The organism is Pseudomonas sp. PB106 (genome assembly GCF_009764645.1).
In the GTDB taxonomy this organism is placed as follows: Bacteria; Pseudomonadota; Gammaproteobacteria; order Pseudomonadales; family Pseudomonadaceae; genus Aquipseudomonas.
In genome coordinates this window covers 13,995-36,790 of the sequence record NZ_RWIM01000192.1, presented here as the reverse complement: position 1 = coordinate 36,790, position 22,796 = coordinate 13,995, and the positions used below count along the sequence as shown (strand labels likewise).

17 protein-coding genes and 1 pseudogene are annotated in these 22,796 nt (G+C 60.4%); 16 read left to right on the top strand and 2 right to left on the bottom strand.

All coding sequences use genetic code 11. The annotated features are described in order from the left end of the window. Together EJA71_RS24035 and aceE are read right to left on the bottom strand one after the other, a co-directional pair. Nucleotides 1–1,004 (bottom strand): biotin/lipoyl-containing protein (locus EJA71_RS24035; RefSeq protein WP_306110084.1); only part of this gene is annotated, 1,004 nt, incomplete at its 3' end. An 11-nt stretch (nt 1,005–1,015) separates the two neighbouring features. Further along, entirely contained in the window at nt 1,016–3,661 is a 2,646-nt protein-coding gene (aceE, locus tag EJA71_RS24030) for a pyruvate dehydrogenase (acetyl-transferring), homodimeric type (RefSeq protein WP_008081364.1), read from the bottom strand. Between the two features lie 384 nt (nt 3,662–4,045). Between aceE and glnE the strand changes: the two genes are divergently transcribed. The 16 genes and pseudogenes from glnE (at nt 4,046) to EJA71_RS23950 (ending at nt 22,791) form a co-directional block, all read left to right on the top strand. Beyond that, nucleotides 4,046–6,985, top strand: coding sequence for a bifunctional [glutamate--ammonia ligase]-adenylyl-L-tyrosine phosphorylase/[glutamate--ammonia-ligase] adenylyltransferase (gene glnE / locus EJA71_RS24025; RefSeq protein WP_158960014.1), 2,940 nt, complete (start codon nt 4,046–4,048; stop codon nt 6,983–6,985). Between the two features lie 326 nt (nt 6,986–7,311). Next, nucleotides 7,312–8,346 (top strand): lipopolysaccharide heptosyltransferase II, encoded by a 1,035-nt coding sequence (gene waaF, locus EJA71_RS24020; protein WP_158960012.1) that lies wholly within the window; start codon nt 7,312–7,314, stop codon nt 8,344–8,346. A 1-nt stretch (nt 8,347) separates the two neighbouring features. Further along, nucleotides 8,348–9,409, top strand: a complete 1,062-nt coding sequence (waaC, locus tag EJA71_RS24015) for a lipopolysaccharide heptosyltransferase I (RefSeq protein WP_158960010.1) — start codon at nt 8,348–8,350, stop codon at nt 9,407–9,409. Next, entirely contained in the window at nt 9,409–10,530 is a 1,122-nt protein-coding gene (locus EJA71_RS24010; protein ID WP_158960008.1) for a glycosyltransferase family 4 protein, read from the top strand. Before waaC ends, EJA71_RS24010 begins: the two co-directional genes overlap by 1 nt. Next, on the top strand, nt 10,530–11,336 hold the full coding sequence (gene rfaP / locus EJA71_RS24005; protein WP_158960007.1) for a lipopolysaccharide core heptose(I) kinase RfaP: 807 nt from the start codon (nt 10,530–10,532) through the stop codon (nt 11,334–11,336). The genes EJA71_RS24010 and rfaP overlap by 1 nt, the downstream gene beginning before the upstream one ends. Beyond that, entirely contained in the window at nt 11,336–12,070 is a 735-nt protein-coding gene (locus tag EJA71_RS24000) for a lipopolysaccharide kinase InaA family protein (RefSeq protein WP_158960005.1), read from the top strand. Before rfaP ends, EJA71_RS24000 begins: the two co-directional genes overlap by 1 nt. Beyond that, a complete protein-coding gene (locus EJA71_RS23995; RefSeq protein ID WP_158960004.1) occupies nt 12,067–12,819 on the top strand; it encodes a lipopolysaccharide kinase InaA family protein in 753 nt (250 codons plus the stop codon). The genes EJA71_RS24000 and EJA71_RS23995 overlap by 4 nt, the downstream gene beginning before the upstream one ends. Next, the gene (locus EJA71_RS23990) at nt 12,819–14,270 is read left to right on the top strand and encodes a lipopolysaccharide kinase InaA family protein (protein ID WP_158960002.1); all 1,452 of its coding nucleotides are present in this window, start codon (nt 12,819–12,821) and stop codon (nt 14,268–14,270) included. Before EJA71_RS23995 ends, EJA71_RS23990 begins: the two co-directional genes overlap by 1 nt. Nucleotides 14,271–14,483: 213 nt before the next feature. After that, complete coding sequence (locus EJA71_RS23985) at nt 14,484–14,819, top strand: YceK/YidQ family lipoprotein (RefSeq protein WP_158960000.1); 336 nt, start codon at nt 14,484–14,486, stop codon at nt 14,817–14,819. Between the two features lie 34 nt (nt 14,820–14,853). After that, nucleotides 14,854–15,285, top strand: a pseudogene (locus tag EJA71_RS23980) (DUF3800 domain-containing protein); the annotation flags it as partial. A gap of 225 nt (nt 15,286–15,510) precedes the next feature. Continuing rightward, nucleotides 15,511–17,268 (top strand): carbamoyltransferase, encoded by a 1,758-nt coding sequence (locus EJA71_RS23975; protein WP_158959998.1) that lies wholly within the window; start codon nt 15,511–15,513, stop codon nt 17,266–17,268. Next, nucleotides 17,252–18,382, top strand: coding sequence for a glycosyltransferase (locus tag EJA71_RS23970; RefSeq protein WP_158959996.1), 1,131 nt, complete (start codon nt 17,252–17,254; stop codon nt 18,380–18,382). The genes EJA71_RS23975 and EJA71_RS23970 overlap by 17 nt, the downstream gene beginning before the upstream one ends. Next, nucleotides 18,382–19,278, top strand: coding sequence for an antimicrobial resistance protein Mig-14 (locus EJA71_RS23965; protein WP_158959995.1), 897 nt, complete (start codon nt 18,382–18,384; stop codon nt 19,276–19,278). Before EJA71_RS23970 ends, EJA71_RS23965 begins: the two co-directional genes overlap by 1 nt. Before the next feature lie 8 nt (nt 19,279–19,286). Beyond that, a complete protein-coding gene (locus EJA71_RS23960) occupies nt 19,287–20,723 on the top strand; it encodes a PIG-L family deacetylase (RefSeq protein ID WP_158959993.1) in 1,437 nt (478 codons plus the stop codon). Next, nucleotides 20,720–21,874 carry a glycosyltransferase family 4 protein gene (locus EJA71_RS23955; protein WP_158959991.1) on the top strand — a complete coding sequence of 385 codons (1,155 nt, stop codon included), beginning with the start codon at nt 20,720–20,722 and terminating at the stop codon, nt 21,872–21,874. Before EJA71_RS23960 ends, EJA71_RS23955 begins: the two co-directional genes overlap by 4 nt. Beyond that, the gene (locus EJA71_RS23950; RefSeq protein WP_158959989.1) at nt 21,871–22,791 is read left to right on the top strand and encodes a glycosyltransferase; all 921 of its coding nucleotides are present in this window, start codon (nt 21,871–21,873) and stop codon (nt 22,789–22,791) included. Before EJA71_RS23955 ends, EJA71_RS23950 begins: the two co-directional genes overlap by 4 nt. The last annotated feature ends 5 nt before the right edge of the window (nt 22,792–22,796 follow it).

Sequence of the window (22,796 nt, the reverse complement as noted above, 5' to 3'; positions counted from 1 at the left end):
GCAGCAGGCGCAGCGGCAGCCGGAGCAGCAGCGGCAGGAGCACTTGGTGCAGCGGCGGCAGCCGGAGCCGGGGCAGCAGCAGGCGCCGCGCCTTTGACTTTCAGCTTGAGGATCAGGTCTCCGGTACCGACTTCGTCATCCAGCTTGATGGAAACGCTTTCCACCACGCCAGCGGCAGGCGATGGAATTTCCATGCTCGCCTTGTCGGATTCCAGGGTGATCAGCGACTGGTCAGCTTCAACGGTATCGCCAGCCTTGACCAACACTTCGATGATCTTGGCTTTGCCCGACGAACCGATGTCCGGAACGTGGATGTCCTGAACGCTGTCGGCAACCGGTGCTGCTGGCGCGGCTGCCGGAGCAGGCGCAGCGGCAGCGGCCGGGGCTGCAGCCTGAGCCGGAGCGGCAGCCGCAGGGGCCGCAGCACCCGCCACTTCCAGATCCAGAATCAGGTCGCCCGTGCCGACTTCGTCGTTGAGCTTGACGCTGATGGCCTTGACCACGCCAGCGGCAGGCGACGGGATTTCCATGCTCGCCTTGTCGGATTCCAGGGTGATCAACGATTGATCAGCCTCGACGGTGTCGCCGACCTTGACCTGGATCTCGATGATCTGGGCCTTGCCCGACGAACCGATGTCCGGCACGTGGACTTGCTGAACCGAAGCGGCAGCAGGAGCAGCGGCAGGCGCGGCAGCAGCAGGAGCGGCAGCCGGTTTTTCTTCAGCCTTTTTGGCCGGCGCAGCAGCAGGAGCATGGGCCGCTTCAGCGGCGCCCTCGACTTCCAGCTCGAGCAGTTCGTCGCCTTCTTTCAGACGATCGCCCAGCTTCACTTTCAGGCTCTTGATGACGCCGGCTTTCGGGGCCGGCACTTCCATGCTGGCCTTGTCCGATTCCAGGGTCAGGATGCTCTGGTCGGCTTCGATACGGTCGCCGACCTTCACAAACAGTTCAATTACTTCACCTTCACCGCTGCCGATGTCAGGTACGCGAATGAGTTCGCTCACAAAATGTCTCCTCAGCAGTCCAGTGGGTTGCGTTTTTCCGGGTCAATGCCGAACTTGGTGATGGCTTCAGCCACAACCTTAGGTTCGATATCACCACGGTCAGCCAGTGCTTCCAGGGCTGCCAACACCACGAAATGACGGTCGACTTCGAAGAAATGACGCAGTTTCTTGCGGCTGTCGCTGCGGCCGAAACCGTCGGTGCCGAGGACTTTGAATTCCTTGGACGGTACCCACTGACGGATCTGCTCGGCGAACAGCTTCATGTAGTCGGTAGAGGCAATGACCGGACCCTTACGGCCGTTCAGGCACTCTTCGACGTAGCTCAGCTTAGGCTTCTGGCCCGGCTTCAGACGGTTGCTGCGCTCTACAGCGAGACCGTCGCGACGCAGTTCGTTGAAGCTGGTAACGCTCCAGACGTCAGCGCCCACGTTGAACTCTTCACGCAGGATCTTCGCCGCTTCACGGACTTCACGCAGGATGGTGCCGGAGCCCATCAGCTGGACGTGGTGCGCCGCATCGCGGGTGTCTTCTTCGAGCAGGTACATGCCTTTCTTGATGCCTTCTTCGGCACCGGCCGGCATGGCTGGCTGCTGGTACGACTCGTTCATCACGGTGATGTAGTAGAAGATGTCCTGTTGCTCTTCGGTCATCTTCTTCATGCCGTCCTGAATGATCACCGCCAGCTCGTAGCCATAGGTTGGATCGTAGGTGCGGCAGTTCGGGATGGTCGCGGCCAGCAGGTGGCTGTGACCGTCTTCGTGTTGCAGACCTTCACCGTTCAGGGTGGTACGGCCGGCGGTGCCGCCGATCAGGAAGCCACGGGTACGGCTGTCGCCGGCAGCCCAGGCCAGGTCGCCAATCCGCTGGAAGCCGAACATCGAGTAGAAGATGTAGAACGGCAGCATTGGCTGGTTGTGGCTGGAGTACGAAGTACCGGCGGCGATGAAGGAACTCATGGCGCCTGCTTCGTTGATGCCTTCTTCAAGGATCTGACCTTTCTGGTCTTCCTTGTAGAACATCACCTGGTCTTTATCGACTGGCTCGTAGAGCTGGCCGACGGAGGAGTAGATGCCGAGCTGACGGAACATGCCTTCCATACCGAAGGTACGGGCTTCGTCCGGGATGATCGGAACGATGCGCGGGCCGATTTCCTTGTCCTTGACCAGTTGCGCGAGGATCCGCACGAAAGCCATGGTGGTGGAAATTTCACGGTCGCCGGAACCGTCGAGGATAGCCTTGAGGGTGTCCAGATCCGGAGTCGGTACGCTGAAGCTTTGTGCGCGGCGCTGTGGCACGAAACCGCCCAGTGCAGTGCGACGCTCGCTGAGGTAGCGGGCTTCGGCGCTGTTTGGCTCTGGCTTGAAGAACGGCAGGTTCTCCAGCTCTTCGTCCTTGACCGGGATGTCGAAACGATCGCGGAACAACTTCAGGCTGTCGACGTCGACTTTCTTGGTGTTGTGCGCAGTGTTCTTCGCTTCGCCGGCACCGGTGCCATAACCTTTGATGGTCTTGGCGAGGATGACGGTTGGTTGTTCTTTGTGGTTGACCGCTTCGTGGTAAGCCGCATAGACCTTGTACGGGTCGTGGCCGCCACGGTTGAGTTTCCAGATCTCGTCGTCGGACAGATCAGCAACCATCGCCTTGAGTTCTGGCGTGTTGAAGAAGTGTTCACGAACGAACGCGCCGTCTTTGGCTTTGTAGTTCTGGTACTCGCCGTCGATGACTTCGTCCATGCGACGTTGCAGGATACCGTCGACGTCCTTGGCCAGCAGTGGGTCCCAGAAACGGCCCCAGATGACTTTGGTCACGTTCCACTGAGCACCGCGGAACACGCCTTCGAGTTCCTGGATGATCTTGCCGTTGCCGCGAACCGGGCCGTCGAGGCGCTGCAGGTTGCAGTTGATGACGAAGATCAGGTTGTCCAGCTTCTCGCGGCCGGCCAGGGAGATGGCGCCCAGGGATTCCGGCTCGTCGCACTCGCCGTCGCCCAGGAAGCACCAGACTTTCTGTTTGCCTGGCTGGATGAAACCGCGGTGTTCCAGGTACTTCATGAAACGTGCCTGGTAGATCGCTTGAATCGGGCCCAGACCCATCGATACGGTCGGGAACTGCCAGAAGTCAGGCATCAGCCAAGGGTGCGGATAGGACGACAGGCCCTGACCGTCGACTTCCTGGCGGAAGTTGTTCATCTGGTCTTCGGTGATGCGGCCTTCCATGAACGCACGGGCGTAAACGCCTGGCGAGGTGTGGCCCTGGAAGTAGATCAGGTCGCCGCCGTGTTCGTCGGTCGGGGCCTGGAAGAAGTAGTTGAAGCCGATGTCATACAGGGTCGCACTGGAAGCGAAGCTGGAGATGTGACCACCCAGGTCAGAATCTTTCAGGTTCGTACGCATTACCATGGCCATCGCGTTCCAGCGCACCAGCGAGCGAATGCGGCGTTCCATGAACAGGTCGCCAGGCATGCGTGCTTCGTGGGTTACCGGGATGGTGTTGCGGTAAGGCGTGGTGATGGCATAAGGGAGCTGCGAACCGCTGCGGGTCGCGAGTTCACCCATACGGGTCATCAGATAGTGAGCACGGTCTTCGCCTTCTTTGTCGAGAACCGATTCCAGGGCGTCCAGCCATTCCTGGGTTTCGACGGGATCGAGGTCTTGCATGGCTTGCTCCAGGGCGGAAAGGCTTCCAGAATCGGTTGCCTGAGTTTGCGACTGGCCTTGTGGGCAGACGATTTAAAATTCTTGGATTGCCGTCAGGTTGTTCCGGCGGCGTGTAGTTTTACTACAAATCTTCCGGCATTTCAGCCTTTCGGATGTATAGACGAGTAGTAAAACTACAGATGAAAGGCTTGTGGCCTCCGACTGCGTTGTGAGAATAATCGTTAAGGTTGGTCGATTACCATCCGTAAAAGGTGAAACTTTGATGCTGGATGCTAAAGAAGAGGAAATTTCAGCTATTTCTAACTTTTGTTCGACAGTCCTTCGCGTAGCGGGTTTTCACCATTCACTACAAGCGGCCATTTACACGCCGATCAAGGATAGACCATGACCCTGCCCGTGCTTGCCGAACTGCCTGCCATTCTCCTGCCGTTGGTCACTCGATCCGAGCAGTCGTTCCGTACGGCCGTCGCCGAGCTTGAAGACGATCACGGCTTCGCGAACTGGACGCCAGAGCGCTGGGCGCAATTCGCCCGCGTCACCGCCGCCAGCGAGTTTGTCATTGAACAGAGCGTTCGTGACCCTTTGATGTTGTTGAGTCTGGTGCAGTCCGGCGAGCTCGACCGGCCATTCGCACCGGGTGAATTGTGTGCGCAGATTTCCACTGCGGTGAACGCCGCGCAAAGCGAAGACGAACTCGGTCGCGCCCTGCGTCGCCAGCGCGCCCGCCATCAAGTGCGGATCATCTGGCGTGACCTTACCCGTCAGGCCGATCTGGTGCAGACCTGCCGCGACCTCTCGGACATGGCCGACGCCACCATCGACCAGGCTTATCAATGGTTGTACAGCCGCCATTGCGAGCAGTTTGGCACGCCGACCGGTCGTCGCAGCGGTTTGCCGCAGCCGATGGTCATCCTCGGCATGGGCAAGCTCGGCGCCGTCGAGTTGAACCTGTCTTCCGACATCGATCTGATCTTCGCCTACCCCGAGGGCGGCGAAACGGTGGGCGTGAAGCGCTCGCTGGATAATCAGGAATTCTTCATTCGTCTTGGCCAGCGGCTGATCAAGGCGCTGGATCCGATGACCGTTGACGGTTTCGTGTTCCGTGTCGACATGCGCCTGCGCCCGTACGGTTCATCCGGCGCGCTGGTGCTGAGCTTCAATGCGCTGGAGCAGTATTACCAGGATCAGGGGCGCGACTGGGAACGCTACGCGATGATCAAGGCGCGGGTGGTGGCGGGCGATCAGGTCGCCGGCGCGCAGTTGCTCGACATGCTGCGCCCGTTTGTTTATCGGCGTTATCTGGATTTCTCGGCGATCGAAGCGCTGCGCACCATGAAGCAGCTGATCCAGCAGGAAGTGCGGCGCAAAGGCATGGCCGACAATATCAAGCTCGGCTCCGGCGGGATTCGTGAGGTTGAGTTCATCGCTCAGGCCTTCCAGTTGATCCACGGTGGCCGCGACTTGAGCCTGCAACAGCGTCCTCTATTAAAGGTGTTGAGCACGCTGGAAGGGCAAGGCTATCTGCCGCCGGCCGTGATCAGCGAGTTGCGCGAAGGCTACGAGTTTCTGCGTTACACCGAACACGCGATTCAGGCGATTGCCGACCGACAGACGCAGATGCTGCCGGACGGCGCGCAGGATCAGGCGCGCATCGCCTTCATGCTCGGTTTCGCCGATTGGGATGCTTTCCACGAAAAACTGATGTTCTGGCGCGGCCGCGTCGCTTGGCATTTTGCTCAGGTCATCGCTGATCCGGACGAGGAAGAGGGCGCCGAAAGTGAGGTGGTGGTCGGCGGTGAATGGCTGCCGCTGTGGGAAGAAGAACAGGACGAAGAGGCGGCTTGCCGACAGCTGGAAGAGGGCGGTTTCGCCGATGCGAGCAAAGCCCTGAAGGCGCTGGCCGGTTTGCGCAGCAGCCCGCAACTGCGGGCAATGCAACGTTTGGGGCGCGAACGCCTTGATGCTTTTATTCCGCGTCTATTGGCGCAAGCGGTCGAGCACGCCAATCCCGATCTGGTGCTTGAGCGGGTGTTGCCGCTGGTGGAAGCAGTCGCTCGGCGCTCGGCTTATTTAGTCTTGCTGACGGAAAACCCCGGCGCGCTGCGACGCTTGCTGACGCTTTGCGCGGCGAGCCCGTGGATCGCTGAGCAGATCACGCGCTTCCCGCTGCTGATGGATGAATTGCTTAACGAAGGGCGTTTGTTCAAGCCGCCATTGGCGCCAGAGTTGGCCGCCGAATTGCGCGAGCGGCTGACGCGAATTCCCGAAGACGATCTCGAACAGCAAATGGAAGCCCTGCGCCATTTCAAACTGGCGCACCGCTTGCGCGTCGCCGCCTCGGAAATCGCCGGCAGCCTGCCGCTGATGAAAGTCAGCGATTACCTGACCTGGCTCGCTGAGGCGATTCTCGAGCAAGTGTTGGCCCTGGCCTGGCGCCAGACCGTGGCCAAGCACGGCACGCCGCTGCGCACCGACGGCACCTTGTGCGATCCCGGCTTCATCATTGTCGGTTACGGCAAAGTCGGCGGCCTGGAACTGGGGCATGGTTCCGATCTGGATCTGGTGTTCATCCATGACGGCGATCCGCAGGCGGAAACCGACGGCGCCAAGCCGATTGATGGCGCCCAGTTCTTCACTCGACTGGGACAGCGGATCATTCACTTGCTGACGGCGCAGACCAACTCGGGCCAGCTGTATGAAGTGGACATGCGTCTGCGGCCATCGGGTGCGTCCGGGCTGTTGGTGAGTTCGCTCGGCGCGTTTGCCCGCTATCAGGAAAATGAAGCCTGGACGTGGGAGCATCAGGCTTTGGTGCGCGCGCGGGTGCTGGTTGGCAGTCAGGATGTCGGTCAGGCGTTCGAGAAGGTTCGTGCGCAGGTGTTGGGCAAGTCCCGCGACCTGGCGAAGTTGCAACAGGAAGTGAGCGAGATGCGCGCGAAGATGCGCGACAACCTCGGCACCAAGAGCACCGCGGCCGGCACAGCGGCAAATGCCTTCGACGCCACGGCGCCGTTCGACCTCAAGCAGGACGCCGGAGGTATCGTCGATATTGAATTTATGGTGCAATACGCGGCCCTGGCGTGGTCGCACAGCCACCCGCCGTTGCTGCGCTGGACCGATAACATCCGCATCACGGAAGAGCTGGAACGCGAAGGGCTGATGCCCGCCGAAGACGCCAGCCTGTTGCGCGAGGCCTACAAAGCCTACCGCTCCGCCGCCCACCGGCAGGCCTTGCAGAAGGACCCCGGGGTGATTGCCGGAGACCAGTTTGTCGAAGAACGGCGGCAGGTTTTGCGGATATGGAAAGAGATGGGGCTAAGCTGAAACCAGTTTATGCAGCACCCATACCCTGTGGGAGCGAGCTTGCTCGCGAAGACGGTGTGTCAGGCAACATTGATTTCGGATGTGCCGGCGCCTTCGCGAGCAAGCTCGCTCCCACAGTGATCTGCGGTGAGTCGCAGATGTTGGAACAGATGCGAAACCCTGTGGGAGCTGGCTTGCCAGCGATAGCGGAGTATCAGACGACAACAATGTTGGATGTGAAGACCCCCATCGCGAGCAAGCTCGCTCCCACAGTAGATCTACAGTGTTTGTAGAATTATCGAGGCGGGGAGGCGTAAATGCCTCCCCGGTTCGTTTTTGGAAACCACATGAATATTCTGATCGTTGGGCCCAGTTGGGTCGGTGACATGGTGATGGCGCAGACACTGTTTCAGTGTCTCAAACAGCGCCACCCGCAATGCGAAATCGACGTGCTGGCCCCCGAGTGGAGCCGGCCGATCCTTGAGCGCATGCCCGAAGTGCGCAAGGCCTTGAGCTTCCCCCTCGGCCACGGCGCGCTGGAATTGGCGACGCGTCGGCGCATCGGTAAATCCCTGCGCGGTCAGTACGATCAGGCGATTCTGCTGCCCAACTCGCTGAAATCGGCGCTGGTGCCGTTCTTCGCCGGTATCCCGAAACGCACCGGTTGGCGCGGCGAATTCCGCTACGGCCTGCTCAACGACGTGCGCACCCTCGACAAAGACCGCTATCCGCTGATGATCGAGCGTTTCATGGCGTTGGCCTATGACGCGAACGCCGAACTGCCTAAACCGTATCCACGCCCAAGCCTGCAAATCGACCCGGTCACCCGCGAAGCGGCGCTGGCCAAATTTGGCCTGACCCTCGATCGCCCGGTATTGGCCCTGTGCCCCGGCGCCGAGTTTGGCGAGTCCAAGCGCTGGCCGTCCGAGCACTACGCCAAAGTCGCCGAAGCGCGTATTCGCGAAGGCTGGCAGGTGTGGCTGTTCGGTTCGAAAAACGATCACGCGGTCGGTGAAGACATCCGCGCACGGCTGATCCCGGGCCTACGTGAAGAATCGGTCAACCTCAGCGGTGGCACCTCGCTGGCCGAGGCCATCGACCTGATGTCCTGCGCCGACTCGGTGGTGTCCAACGACTCCGGCCTGATGCACGTCGCTGCCGCGCTGAATCGTCCGTTGGTGGCGGTTTACGGTTCCACTTCGCCGGGCTTCACCCCGCCGTTGGCCGAGCACGTCGAAGTGGTCCGTCTGGGGCTCGATTGCAGCCCGTGTTTCGACCGTACCTGCCGCTTCGGCCATTACAACTGCCTGCGCCAGCTGATGCCGGACGCGGTCAACGATGCCTTGCAGAAATTGCAGGGCTCTGTGGTCGAGGTTCATTAAGTTGCGGGTACTGCTGATCAAGACTTCATCGCTGGGCGACGTGATTCATGCGTTGCCGGCGCTGACCGACGCCGCCCGGGCCATCCCAGGGATCAAGTTCGACTGGGTTGTGGAAGAAGGCTTTGCCGAGATTCCGACTTGGCACCCGGCCGTCGATAAGGTGATTCCGGTGGCGATCCGCCGCTGGCGCAAAAATATCTGGAAAACCATCACCAGCGGCGAGTGGAAACGCTTCAAGCAAAGCGTGCGCGCGAACAGATACGACTTGGTGATCGACGCCCAGGGCTTGCTGAAAAGCGCCTGGCTGACCCGTTATGTCAAAGCCCCGGTGGCCGGGCTCGACAAAGGTTCGGCCCGTGAGCCGATGGCCTCGCGTTTCTACGACCGCAAACTCGCCGTGGCCCGTGGTCAGCATGCCGTCGAGCGCGTGCGTCAATTGTTCGCCATCGCCCTCGGTTACGACTTGCCAAAAGGTCTGGGCGACTACGGCCTCAACGTCGAACGACTGGTCGAGCTGCCGCGCAAAAACGCCTTTGTGGTGTTTCTTCACGGCACGACTTGGGACACCAAACACTGGCCGGAAGCCTATTGGCGTGAGCTGACCGAACGTGTCGGCTACCTCGGCGTCGGCGTCAAGCTGCCGTGGGGCAACCCGCAGGAAAAGGCTCGTGCCGAACGCATCGCCGCCGGTTTCAAACACGCCGAAGTGCTGCCGAAACTCAATCTGGCCGGCGTCGGCAAAGTCCTTGCCGGGGCGCAAGCCTGTGTCGCGGTGGACACCGGTCTCGGCCATTTGGCCGCTGCACTGGACGTGCCGACCATCTCGCTGTTCGGCCCGACCAATCCGGGCCTGACCGGCGCCTACGGCAAATTGCAGATTCACCTGGCCAGCGACTTTCCGTGCGCGCCGTGCCTGCAAAAGAAATGTACTTATCAACCGACCGCGCAGGATGCCCGTCAGTTTGACCTGAAGCGTGAACAGCCTCTGTGCTTCACGCGTCTGAACCCCGAGCGTGTCGCCAGCCGACTGAGCACGTTGTTAATGGCTGAGGAGCTGCGCTGATGCAATTGGCATTCGTCCTGTACAAATATTTCCCGTTCGGCGGCTTGCAGCGTGACTTCATGCGCATCGCCCTCGAATGCCAGCAACGCGGGCATCAGATCCGCGTCTACACGCTGATCTGGGAAGGCGACGTGCCGCCCGGTTTTGAAGTGCTGGTGGCGCCGGTCAAAGCATTCTTCAATCATCGTCGCAACGAAAAACTCAGCGCGTGGATGGCAGCGGATCTGGCCAAACGTCCGGTGGATCGTCTGATCGGCTTCAACAAGATGCCCGGGCTGGACGTCTATTACGCCGCCGATGGTTGCTTCGAAGACAAAGCGCAGAACCTGCGCAATTCGCTCTACCGCCGCTGGGGCCGCTATCGCCACTTCGCCGAGTACGAGCGCGCGGTGTTCGCCAAAGACGCGAAAACCGAAGTGCTGATGATTTCCGAAGTGCAGCAGCCGCTGTTCATCAAGCATTACGACACACCGCTCGAGCGCTTCCACCTGCTGCCACCGGGCATCGCGCAGGATCGTCGGCGTCCGGCAGATGCTGACGAAATTCGCGCAGGGTTCCGCGCCGAATTCAATCTGAAGGATGACGAGCTGCTGCTGGTGCAGATCGGCTCCGGCTTCAAGACCAAGGGCGTTGATCGCAGCCTCAAAGCACTGGCCGCATTGCCCACCGAACTGAAGAAACGCACCCGGCTGTTTGTAATCGGCCAGGATGACCCCAAATTATTCCAGATGCAGAGCGCGACTTTGGGGCTGGGCGATAACGTGACGTTCCTCAAGGGTCGTAGCGATATCCCGCGCTTCCTGCTCGGCGCCGACCTGTTGATCCACCCGGCGTATAACGAAAACACCGGTACGGTTTTGCTTGAAGCGCTGGTCGCCGGTTTGCCGGTGCTGGTCAGCGCGGTCTGCGGTTACGCCCATTACATTGCCGAGGCCGACGCCGGGCGAGTGCTGGACGAGCCGTTCGATCAGACGCAACTGGCGCAATACCTGACCGAAATGTTGAAAGACGACGCTGCACGCGCGGCCTGGAGCCGCAATGGTCTGGCCTTCGCCGAGACGGCCGACCTCTACAGCATGCCGCAGCACGCGGCCGATGTGATTCTGGCGGAGCACGCTTAATGAAGTTGATGCTGGCTGAACCGTTCAAAAGCCTTTGGGCCGGACGCGACCCGTTCGCCGAAGTCGAAGGCTTGCAGGGCGAGGTATACCGCGAGCTGGAAGCACGCCGGACACTGCGCACGGAAGTCGACGGCAACGGATTTTTCGTCAAGATCCACCGTGGCATCGGCTGGGGCGAGATTTTCAAGAATCTGCTGACCGCCAAGCTGCCGGTACTCGGCGCGGGTCAGGAGTGGAAGGCTATCCAGCGCTTGCAGGAAGTCGGCGTGCCGACCATGACCGCCGTCGCGTACGGCGAGAAGGGCAGCAACCCGGCGGATCAGCACTCGTTCATCGTCACCGAAGAGCTGGCGCCGACTATCAGCCTTGAAGACTTCAGCATCGACTGGGTCAAGCAGCCGCCCGAGCCGAAACTCAAGCGCGCGCTGATCGCCGAAGTTGCGCGCATGACCGGCATGATGCACCGCGCTGGCGTCAATCATCGCGACTGTTATATCTGTCATTTCCTGCTGCACACCGATAAACCGGTAACGCCGGAAGATTTCAAACTCTCGGTGATCGACCTGCACCGCGCCCAGACCCGCGCAAAGATCACCCAGCGCTGGCGCAACAAGGATCTGGCGGCGCTGTACTTTTCCGCACTGGACATCGGCCTTACCCGCCGCGACAAACTGCGTTTCCTCAAGGGCTATTTCCAGCAGCCGCTGCGGCAGGTTCTCGCGGAAGAAGCGCCGTTGCTGAGCTGGCTCGAAGGCAAGGCCAATAAGCTTTATGCGCGTAAGCAGCGTTACGGGGATGCGCTCTGATGGCGGGTTGGATCCTTGAACCTGAATACAGCGATCTCGCCGACGACTTCGGCAGCCTCGAAGCGGTGTTCGCCCTGCAAGGCGAGCGCCTGACCCGCGACCCGCTGTCGGAAGTCATCCGCGTCGAGCGCAACGGCGTCAACTACTACGTAAAACGCTACGTCGGCGCCGGTAAGGGCTTGCGCCGTTACCTCGGCAAGCCGCGCGTGAAGATGGAGTGGCAGAACCTCAAACGCTTCGCCAAGTGGGGCATTCCCACCGCTGAAGTGGTGGCCTGGGGTCTGGAGCGACGTGGCGCGGCGTACAACCGTGGCGCGATGATTACTCGCGAACTGCCGCGCACCGAAGACCTGTCGGCGCTGGCCGAGCGCAACGATCCCAAGCTCAAGGATCGCGCCTGGGTCGATGGCGTCAGTCGGCAGTTGGCCGCTTACACCCGGACGATGCACGACCATCGCTTCACCCATAACGATCTGAAGTGGCGCAACCTGCTGATCGACGATCAGGCGCGGTTGTTTTTGATCGACTGCCCGAACGGCGATTTCTGGCGCGGCTTCTGGCTCAAGTACCGCATCACCAAGGATCTGGCCTGCCTCGACAAGGTCGCCAAGTATCACCTGTCGAACACCCAGCGCCTGCGCTTCTACCTGCAATACCGTGGGCGTGATCGTCTGAATGCCGCTGACAAGAAGCGCATTCGCCACGTGGTGAGATTTTTCGAGGGACGCGAATGACTGATTTCCTGGCCGCTGAAGACCGCGCGCTGCTCGAGCGCAATGGCCTCGGCACTTTTGACGCGCTGTGGGCCAAGCAGCTCGAAGCGGTGGACGAACCGAACACCGACGGTGGCGGCTGGAGCAGCGTGTTTCGCCTTGAGCTGGAAGGTCACGCCTATTACCTCAAGCGCCAGAGCAATTACCTGACGCGCACCTTGCATGCGCCGTTCGGCGAGCCAAGTTTTGCCCGCGAATTTCGCAACATCAGTCGCTATAACAAGCTGGGCATTCCGGCCCTGCAAGCGGCGTTTTTCGGTGAGCGCAAGATCAAGGGCGACGTGCAGGCGATCCTGCTGACCCGTGCCCTTGATGGCTGGGACGACCTCGATTCGTTGCTGCAGCGTTGGACCGAACTGACCGCCGTGGAGCAATCAGCGATCCTCAAGGCCTGCGGGCAACTGGCGCGACGCCTGCATGGCTTGCGCCAGGTGCACGGCTGTTTTTACCCCAAACATATTTTTCTGCAGGCTGACGGCAGCGGCTATCAGGCGCAGTTGATCGACCTGGAAAAGACCCGCCCATTGCTGTTCGGCATGCGTGATCGGGTCAAGGATCTTGAGCCGCTGTTGCGCCGAGCCCCGGAGTGGAACGAAGCGCAATTGCGCGAGTTGCTCGCGGCGTATCTCGATCAGCCGACGGACAGCTCGTTGGTCGACAGTTGGGTGACGCGCCTGACCGCACGGCGCAGTCGCAAGGAAACTCGTTGATGCAATTGTCTGACCTGAAAAGCGCCGGGCGCACGCCCGCTCTGCCGCTGACGATTACTTTGGCCGATGCCGCAGGCCCGGCTGATTTGCAGTTGCTGACGCTGCTGCGAGTGTTGCCGGGCCAGCGTTATGTCGGTGCCGGGGTCTGGCGCGGTCGACCGGTGTTGGCCAAGTTGCTGGTCGGCAGCAAGGCTGCGCGGCATTTTCAGCGTGAACTCAACGGCGTGAAACTGCTGGCGGCACAAGGCCTGACCACGCCGCTGCTGTTGGCCGATGGCTTGAAAGACGGCGAGGGCGGCTGGCTGCTGTTCGAGTTTCTTGAGGGTGCCGAAAGCCTTGGCGCTGCCTGGAGCCAAGTCGAGTCATTGCCGGTGTTGGCCGATGAGCAATCGGCGGTACTGGCCGAAGCGCTCGGCGCGATCGCCCAACTGCACGGCAAAGGCCTGTGGCAGGAAGACCTGCACCTCGACAACCTGCTGCGCCACGACGGCCAGCTGTATTTGATCGATGGCGCCGGGATCTGCGCGGAAACCGCCGGTCAGCCGCTGTCGCGGCAGAAGGTGCTGGAAAACCTTGGCGTATTTTTCGCCCAGTTGCCTAAGTCACTGGAGCCGTTCACCGAAGAACTGCTGGTGTATTACCTGCTGAGCAATGCCGAGCACGCGCTGCCGCTGGAAGCGTTGCAAAAGCAGATCGACAAGGTGCGTGCCTGGCGTCTGCGCGACTACCTGATCAAGGTCGGTCGTGAGTGCACGCTGTTTGCGGTGCAACGCGGTGCGTTCGGTCTGCGCGCCATTCGTCGCGAGGAAGAGGCGGCGATGGTGCCAGTGCTGGAACAGGCCGATGCGCTGCTCGATCAGGGCCATCTGTACAAGACCGGCGGCGCGGCGAGTGTCGGCAAGGTCGACGTGGCCGGGCGCACGCTGGTGATCAAGCGCTACAACATCAAGAATTTTGCTCATTGGCTCAAACGCTTCTGGCGTCCGAGCCGCGCCTGGCATTCGTGGCGTGAAGGCAATCGACTGGCGTTTCTCGGCATCGCCACGCCGAAACCGCTGGCCGTTCTGGAAAAACGTTTCCTGTGGCTGCGCAGCCGCGCTTATCTGATCACCGAATACCTGCCAGGGCCGGACATCATCGAGCGGTTTGCGCCGTATGTTGAAAGTGGCGAGGCGCCGGAGTCCGAGTTACAGGCACTGGATCAGCTGTTCGCGCGATTGATTGCCGAGCGCATCAGCCATGGTGATTTCAAGGGCCATAACCTGTTCTGGCAGGAAGATCGCTGGGCGCTGATCGATCTGGATTCGATGTGTCAGCATGCTTCGCTGGGTAGCTTCGCCCCGGCCTATGCCCGTGACCGGGCGCGATTCATGCGCAACTGGCCGGAGAGCAGCGCGTTGTATCAAGTGATTGATCAGCGGTTGCCTAAAGACATCTCCAGCGCTGCCTGAGCCGCCTTCGCGAGCAAGCTCGCTCCCACATGAAATGCGTTCAAGATGTGGGAGCGAGCGTGCTCGCGAAGAGATCGACCGAGACACTACGAATCCCCACGGAGAAACGGTGGACAAACTCCACTGACTTCTCCTACAGCTTCTACAGAAGCCATGAACTGTGCGGCCTCCAGCCCCGATGCTAGTTTGCCTGACGACTACGGAGGGCAACGCGTGAGTATCAAAAAGGCTGTGACACTGAGTGTTTTTTCATGGGTTTTATCAGGCTGCGGCAGCGCCCTGACCGTGCTGCAGGACGACGCCGACGTCGCCCGCGACATGCGCAAACAAAAAACCTACTGCCAATCCATTCCGCGGATCTACAGCGGTCTGGCCTACGACTTCTGCGTATTGAACGCACCTCCCGATCCCACGGGCTTCCTGGTGCCATTCGTGCTGCTGGATCTGCCGCTGTCCGGGGTCTTCGACACAGTCTCCCTGCCGTACACGCTTTATCGGCAGATCGAAGATGGCAATCTGAATATTTACTGGCGTTCAGGTGGCGGGTAACTGGTTTGCCTTCGATAGCCAGGTACAGCGATGTCAAGGCCCCAGCCATAATCCCTATCACCTCGCTCTCGGCTTTTGTCTGGAAACGCTCTATGAGTTCTTGCAGGAAAAGAATCAGCAAGGGGCAACGACGCATGTGATTTTCGAGCGCCGAGGGAGGCGGGAAGATAACGAGCTTGAGTTGGAGTTTCGCAGGATGTGCGGTGGTGCGAATCGTTTGGGAATTCAACTGCCATTTGACATCGTCTTTGCCACAAAACAAGTGAATTCCACCGGTCTGCAGCTCGCTGATCTCGTTGCGAGACCCATCGGCATGAGCGTTCTGAGGGCTGGTCAGGAAAATCGTGCTTTTGAAGTGCTCAAGCGCAAATTTTACTGCAGCGGCGGGCGGAACGAAGTCGGAAAGGGTTTCGAAAACTGGGGCTTGAAGATTTTCCCCTCCCCAGAAAGCGAAAAGCCCCGGTGATCTCACCGAGGCATTAGCGCCGACCGGGATCCCCCAGTCCATTTGCGAACGAGCATATGACGAGAGGTACAGAGTGTCAACGCGCAGGCGCGGCAGTTCGGCTAGAGGCTTGTGGGCGCTTTTACGCTATAATCCCGCCCTTTAGCTGTCTCTCGCCCGGTGCGAGGGCACATCAATTTTCAAGGCGCATCGCGCCTGTATGCAGACTAAAGAGGCTAGACCCCTGTGGCATTGACGATTCTTGGCCTGTCCGGCGCCCTTAGCCATGATCCCTCAGCAGCCTTGTACATTGACGGCAAGCTGGTGGCGGCGGCTGAAGAAGAGCGCTTCGTACGCGATAAACATGCAAAGAACCGCATGCCCTACGAATCGGCAAAGTTCTGCCTCGAGCAGGCCGGTATCAAGCCGTCGGACGTTGACGTGGTGGCGATTCCATTCGCGCCGATCAGCCTGTTCGGCAAGGCCCGCTGGCACTACGCCAAGCGCTACTGGTACGCGCCGGATCGCGCCCTCGATGCGATCCTGATGGGCAACCGTCGCTACAAGCGCTATCGCAACAAGATCGTCTGGTGCCTGGAACAACTGGGTTTTGATCCGAAAAAGATCAAGATCGAGCCGGTCGAGCACCACCTGGCTCACGCTTCCAGCGCCTACCACTGCTCCGGTTTCAAAGAGAAAACCGCGATCCTCGGCATCGACGGCAAGGGTGAGTACGCCACGACCTTCTTCGGTTATGGCGAAAACGGCAAGATCCACAAGATCAAGGAATTCTTCGATCCGGACTCCCTCGGCGGCCTGTACGGCGCGATCACCGAGTTCCTCGGTTTCGAAATGCTCGACGGTGAGTTCAAGGTCATGGGCATGGCGCCGTACGGCGACGCCAGCAAATACGACTTCTCGCGTCTGGCCTCGTTCGAGAACGGCGAGTTGGTGATCAACACTGACTACGCCAACGTGATCGGCCTGCGCCGCTACAAAGAGAAGGGCAAAGGCTTCTACTTCTCGCCGAAGCTGATCGAATGGCTGGGTCCGAAGCGCGAAGGCGACATCGCCGACGAGCCGTACATTCACTACGCCGCGAGCATGCAAGCGCTGTTCGAAAAGATCTCGCTGCAGATGATCGACCACTACCTGGGCGACGTGCTCAAGGAAACCGGCAAGCTCGCGTTCGCTGGCGGCTGTGCGTTGAACGTCAAGCTGAACCAGAAAATCATCGCGCGCAATGACGTCAAAGAGCTGTTCGTCCAGCCGGCCTCCGGCGATGCCGGCACCGCTGTCGGCGCTGCCGCTTACGTGTCGCACGCCCGTGGCGTACCGGTCGAGAAGATGGAACACGTCTACCTCGGCCCGTCGTACAGCAACGAAGACGTGATCGCCGCGTGCGCCCGTCACGAGAACAAGCCGACCTGGCGCAAGCTGGACAACATGCCGGAGCAGATTGCCAGGATCATGGTCGATGGCAACCCGGTGGCCTGGTTCCAGGGCCGCATGGAGTTTGGCCCGCGCGCACTGGGCGGTCGTTCGATCATCGGTTGCCCGAGCATTCCGGGCGTGGCTGACCGCATCAACCACCAGATCAAGTTCCGCGAGCGCTGGAGGCCTTTCTGCCCGTCGATGCTCGACACCGTTGCGCCACAGATGATCAAGATCGATCACCCGGCGCCGTTCATGACCTTCACCTTCGAAGTCGCGGACGAGTGGAAAACCCGTGTGCCGGAAGTCGTCCACGAAGACGGCACTTCCCGCGCCCAGGTGCTCAAGCGCGAGTACAACCCGCGCTACTACGACATGATGAAGGCGCTGGAAGTCCTGACCGGCAACGGCGTGTCGCTGAACACCTCGCTCAACCGTCGTGGCGAACCGATGATCTGCTCGCCGACCGATGCGTTGAACATGTTCTTCGGTTCGGATCTGCAGTATTTGATCATGGAAGACATTCTGGTGGTCAAAGAGGGCGCAAACGCTTATGACTCGCTCGGCTGAACGCCATGTGCTGCAGTTCTGTCACGGCTATGACGGGCCGTTCCTCGACTGCGCACGGCAGTATGCCAGCCTGTTCGCGGGCACCGGTTATCGGGTGACCACGGTCTTTCTGACCGGGGCTGCCGATAGCGAGGTGGCCGCAGCGTGTGCTTCCGATGAAGTGTTGTTCATGGAATACAGCTCCAAGGCCATTCGTGGCCTGAAGCTGGGCGCCATCGGCGATCTGCGCAAGATCGCCGCTTCACGCAATTTCAGTTTCTGCATCGCCCATCGCTTCAAGCCGATCTATATCGCCTTGCTCGGCACTTCGTTGCCGGTGATTGGCGTTCACCACGCGTTTGACGATTACAAACGCGGTACGCGCAAATTGTTCGCGCATATTTTCCGCAAGCGTCTGAGCCTGCTCGGCGTGTCCGATGCGGTGCGCGACGACATGCGTCGTTGCCTGCCGAAGTGGCCGCAAGAACGTATTCAGACGCTGTATAACCGTATCGATGTGCCTGCGCTGCAATTCAGTCAGGTGTCCGCTCGCGAAGCTCGCGAGACCTTGGGGCTTGCGCCGGATGCGTGGATTGTCGGCAACGTTGGCCGGCTGCACCCGGACAAGGATCAGGCAACTTTGCTGCACGGTTTTGCGGCGGCGTTACCGGGTTTGCCGGGCAACAGCCAGTTGGTGATTCTCGGTAAGGGTCGTCTGGAGCAGGATCTCAAGGAACTGGCCCGCGAACTGGGTATCGGTGATCGCGTGTTGTTCCTCGGTCAGGTGCCGGATGCGCGCAATTACTTCCGTGCCTTCGATGTATTTGCCTTGAGTTCCGACCACGAACCGTTCGGCATGGTCCTGCTGGAGGCCATGGCCGCCGGCGTGCCACTGCTCGCCACCGCGTGCGGTGGAGCGAAGGAAGTGGTCGAAGGTGTGGGCATTCTGTTCCCGTTGGGCGACGCCGAACACTTGGCCCAAGGCCTGCAACATCTGGCCGGTATGGATGATCAACAGCGCCTTCAGTGCGCCGAGATGATGCTTGATCGTCTGCGTGAGCGTTTCTCCGACCGTGCGGTGCGTGACACCTTCTGGCGTCTGCCGCAAGTTACCGATCTGGCACCGAGGGGCTGATGCTCAACCGATTTCAAGGCTGGCGCGAACGTGGCTGGTCGCCCGTCGACGCCTCGACCTATGCAACTACCTGGCAGCGTTTTGGCGGCAGCGTCGCGACTCACCCGTTGGTGGTCGAGCGTCTGGCTGATCTCGCCGGCATCCCCGTGCGCTACCTTGCCTGGGAGCAACAAGGCGAGATCAAAGCGGCGATCCCGACCTGGGGCCGCGATCTGGCGTTGTCCAAGGACGTGCTCAAGCGCCATGGCAAAAAAGGCCTGTTCGACCTCGGCAATGCCGAGCTGATTCTGCCCGCTGCCGCTGATGCGCAGGCCGCGCTGCGCCATCGCGCACGCTATCTGTCGGCGCTCAACGAAACCCGCTTCAGCGGCCTGAAGTTGCAGACCGAACAACTGGCCATGGCCCGCACCCCGGAAGAACTGTCGAAGAAGTTTCGCTACAACCAGCGTCGCGAATTGCGCCTGCTGGAAGAGGCGGGCGGCGTGGTGCGCCCGGTCAGCGAGTTTTCCAGCGCTGAACTGGCGGCCATCTACTGCGATCTGTTTCAGCGTCGCTGGGGGTTCCCGGCCACTGGCGCGGCACGCATGGCCGAAGTGATCGAGCTGCTGCGCGAGCTGCTGATCGGTTCGGTGATCTTCCTCAACGATGCGCCGATTGCTATTCAATTGGTGTACCGCGTCGAGGCGCCGGAGTGGATCAGCGTCGAATACATCAACGGCGGCGTCGATCCCGAAACCCGCGAATTCAGCCCCGGCAGCGTGTTGAGCTTCCTCAATACGCAAAGCGCCTGGGAGCATGCGCGAGCACTGGACAAGCCGCTGCGCTTTTCCTTCGGTCGCGCCGACCGTGAATACAAGGATCGCTGGTGCAATCCTGTGCCGGTGTTCACCGTATGAGTCAGCCCATGAGCCGCAAACAGCAATTGCTCAAGCGTCACCGGCGCAATAAACGCATCGGTCTGTTGATTGCCTTGGCCGTGTTGATCGCGGTCGGTGTACTGGTCGCGTGGTGGCTGCCGCTGGTGCTCGCAGTGATCGGCTGGGTCGCCCATGAGGCATGGTTCGCCGATCACCTGTTCTATTCGCCGAAAGACGATTATCAGTACAGCTTCCCGCCGTTCACGCCGCAACCAAAAGTGCATCTGAGCGGCGAGCAATTGCGCCTGGATGAAGGCGTGATGCTGGTCGATGACGCCACACTGATTCTCGCCGTGCAGGTCAAAAGCACGTGGCTGGGACGCTTCTTCGATCCGCGCATTGAGCTGGCAGGCGGGACGAATCCTGACGCGCAAACCTTCGAGCGCGGCGTCAACGGCCTGCGTTATCTGAACCTCAGCGGTCAGGCACAAGCCTTGTCGCAAGGCCTGCTGCGCTTGCGCGGGCGCCTCTGCCGCGTCTCCGGCGAGCCGGTGTTGTGGGCGCTGGAACAAACGGATTACCGCCGCTCGCGGGTGATGGTGATTGCCCCGCACGCCGACGACGCCGAGCTGGCCGCCTACGGTCTGTACAGCCAGGCGGACGAAGCCTGGATCGTCACTCTGACCGCTGGCGAAATCGAAGCCGAACACTATCAGCAAATGGGCCTTAACAAGGTCGAGGCCGCGCGACTCAAGGGCCGATTGCGTGCCTGGGACAGCCTCGCCGTGCCGCGTTGGGCCGGGGTGCCGGCGCAAAACTGTGTGCAATTGGGCTATTTCTGTCTGCAACTCCAGACAATGCAGGCAGCGCCGAATCAACCCATCGCTTCACGCGAAGCCGATTTGAGCGATACCCGTCTGTTCCGTCAGTTGAACCCGTTCAGCTTGCCGAGTGACGTCGACGGCGCGCCGACCTGGAACAACTTGCTCGCCGATCTGCGCGAAGTGCTGCTGCGTGCGCGCCCTGACGTGATCGTCCTGCCGCACCCGACACTTGATCCGCACCCTGACCATCTCTGCAGTCAGCACGCCGTGTTGCAGGTGGTAAGCAGCCTCGACTGGCAGCCGACCTTACTCGGCTACGCCAACCATTTGCACGACAACGATCGTTGGCCGATGGGCAATGCCGGTGAGGGCATCGCGCTGCCGCCGGCGTTTGATGCGGCCGTACCGATGCAACCGTGGTGTCTGCCGCTTTCTCTTGAACAGCAGCGCGACAAGGCTATGGCGCTGGGCATGATGCACGACCTGCAGCCGCCGGCCCCCTTCAAGCGCCGTTTGCGCCGCTTGATTCAGCGCATGCTGGCGGGTCGCATGCCGTCGGTGTATGGCGAAAACGAATTTTTTCGAAAAGCGGTCAGGCGCCAGGAATTACTTTGGCTGCTGAAGCCGGGTGAATCGGGCACGAACCGGGGAGTGTTATGAGTCAACGGTCAAAGGTGCTGCAGCTGCAGCCTGACTACAACGTCAAATCCCATGATTTCGCCGACCTTGCCGAGCAGATCGTCAAGGCGTTGCCGTCGGATCGCTACGAGGTGACCGCCGCATTTCTGCGCGGCAAACCCGCTGCGGGCGAGCCAGTCAGCCGTGCCGACCGCTCGGTGTATTTCGAGTTTTCCGACAAATCGCTCAAGGGCATGCGCCTGCGCGCGATGTGGCAGTTGTACAAGTTCTGTCGCCGGGAAAAGTTCGACGTGGTGATCTGCAACCGCTTCAAACCGGTGAACATGATGCTCACGCTCAACCGTTGGTTGAAGGTGCCATTGTGCATTGGCATCTCCCACGGTTTCGGCGAATACGACCGCTTCTATCGTCGTCGTCAGACTCAGCGCCTGATCGACCGGCACTGGCGTTTCGTCGGTGTCTCCCCGGCGGTCAAACAGTACCTGTTGGACTGTGACTGCGGTTTCACCGACCAGAACACTTACGCCATCACCAATGCCATCGACATCGAGCAGGCCGAAGGCTTGCAGCACAGCCGCGACAAGGCGCGCGAGTTGCTGGGTATCGACCCGAATGTACGCCTGATCGGCGCGCTGGGCCGGCTGGTGTCGGTCAAGGGGCACACGTATCTGCTGCAAGCCTTCGCTGCGTTGAAGGACAAATACCCGAACACGCAATTAGCGATCATCGGCGCCGGGCGCCTGCAAGCGCCGCTGGCCGCCGAGATTGAACAACTGGGGTTGAGCGGTCGCGCGCACTTGCTGGGTTTCAAGGAAAACGCCCTGCAATACGTGCGCGCCTTCGATATCTGGACCATGCCGTCGCTGGCCGAAGGCCTTGGCCTGGCGTTGCTGGAGGGCATGAGCGGGCATTTGCCAGTGATCGCCTCGAACGTGCCGGCCATGTTGCCGTTGATCGAAGGCGCCGGCGGTCTGGCGATTACGCCAAAGGATGTATCGAGCCTGGTTGCGGCGCTGGATCAGTACCTCGCAATGTCCGACGACGAACTCAAGGCCAAGGGTGAACAAGCCTACCGCTATCTGCAGGAACAACATGACATCGAAGTGTTCCGTCAGGAGTACCTGGACTTGATCGACTCAGGCCTGGAACAGGCGCGCAAGGAACAGCCATGAGCCAAGAAAGAGCCCTGAGTGACGATGCAGTATCGAGCGAAGCAAACGCCCTTGTAACCGTCATCATCGCCTCGTACAACCATGCTCCGTACATTGAGGAGAGCATCCTTAGCGTCATCAACCAGACCTATAAAAACATCGAGTTGCTGGTGGTCGATGACGGCTCGAAGGATGACAGCGTCGAGCGCATCAACGCCTTGCAGGCGCAGTACGGTTTCGATTTTCGCGTACAGCAGAATCAGGGCCTGACCAATACGCTCAACGGCGCCATCGCTCGTGCCAAGGGCAGCCTGATCGTGCCGTTCGGCTCAGACGACATCATGTACCCGGAGCGCATCGCGACGCAGGTGGCGTACATGGACGGCAAGCCCGAAGTGGGGATTTGCGCCGGCAACATCGAGTTGATGGACGCCGACGGCAATCTGTATCCGGAAAAGCGGCAGCGCCGCGATGTGCCGTTCCGTCGTCTGGACTTCGATGACATGTTCCTTGAGCGCAAGCCGTATCCGCCGGCGCCGACCCTGATGATCCGCCGCGAAGCGCTGGACAAGGTGGGCGGTTTCGATCCGACGATTCGCCTGGAAGATCTGTACATCGAGCTGAAAGTCACCCGTGCCGGTTATTTCATCGATGGCTTGAGCGTAGTGATGGCGCGCTATCGCAAGCACGCGACCAACTCGTACAAGAATCATCGGTTCATGATCGAAAGCATCCTGCGCATTTATGCGTTGTTCAGCGATCATCCGCTGTACGACGAAGTGCGCTTCAAGTCGCTCAATTCGATGTTCCTGAAAACCGCCAACCGCGACCGCAAGCTTGCGCGGGAACTGCTGGCGCAGATCCCGTTCAAGGCCTGGAACAAGAAGACCTGGCGTGGTCTGGGGCGGTTACTGTTTTCGCCCTTGGACAAGGGCTGAAGCGA

Excerpts from the sequence above, each read along its gene's own strand:
- EJA71_RS23965 (WP_158959995.1), top strand. The coding sequence starts at position 18,382 with ATGCTCAACCGATTTCAAGGCTGGCGCGAACGTGGCTGGTCGCCCGTC.
- aceE (WP_008081364.1), bottom strand. The coding sequence starts at position 3,661 with ATGCAAGACCTCGATCCCGTCGAAACCCAGGAATGGCTGGACGCCCTG.
- EJA71_RS23950 (WP_158959989.1), top strand. The coding sequence starts at position 21,871 with ATGAGCCAAGAAAGAGCCCTGAGTGACGATGCAGTATCGAGCGAAGCA.
- rfaP (WP_158960007.1), top strand. The coding sequence starts at position 10,530 with ATGAAGTTGATGCTGGCTGAACCGTTCAAAAGCCTTTGGGCCGGACGC.
- EJA71_RS23970 (WP_158959996.1), top strand. The coding sequence starts at position 17,252 with ATGACTCGCTCGGCTGAACGCCATGTGCTGCAGTTCTGTCACGGCTAT.
- EJA71_RS23990 (WP_158960002.1), top strand. The coding sequence starts at position 12,819 with ATGCAATTGTCTGACCTGAAAAGCGCCGGGCGCACGCCCGCTCTGCCG.
- EJA71_RS23960 (WP_158959993.1), top strand. The coding sequence starts at position 19,287 with ATGAGCCGCAAACAGCAATTGCTCAAGCGTCACCGGCGCAATAAACGC.
- EJA71_RS23955 (WP_158959991.1), top strand. The coding sequence starts at position 20,720 with ATGAGTCAACGGTCAAAGGTGCTGCAGCTGCAGCCTGACTACAACGTC.
- waaF (WP_158960012.1), top strand. The coding sequence starts at position 7,312 with ATGAATATTCTGATCGTTGGGCCCAGTTGGGTCGGTGACATGGTGATG.
- EJA71_RS24000 (WP_158960005.1), top strand. The coding sequence starts at position 11,336 with ATGGCGGGTTGGATCCTTGAACCTGAATACAGCGATCTCGCCGACGAC.
- EJA71_RS24010 (WP_158960008.1), top strand. The coding sequence starts at position 9,409 with ATGCAATTGGCATTCGTCCTGTACAAATATTTCCCGTTCGGCGGCTTG.
- EJA71_RS23995 (WP_158960004.1), top strand. The coding sequence starts at position 12,067 with ATGACTGATTTCCTGGCCGCTGAAGACCGCGCGCTGCTCGAGCGCAAT.
- glnE (WP_158960014.1), top strand. The coding sequence starts at position 4,046 with ATGACCCTGCCCGTGCTTGCCGAACTGCCTGCCATTCTCCTGCCGTTG.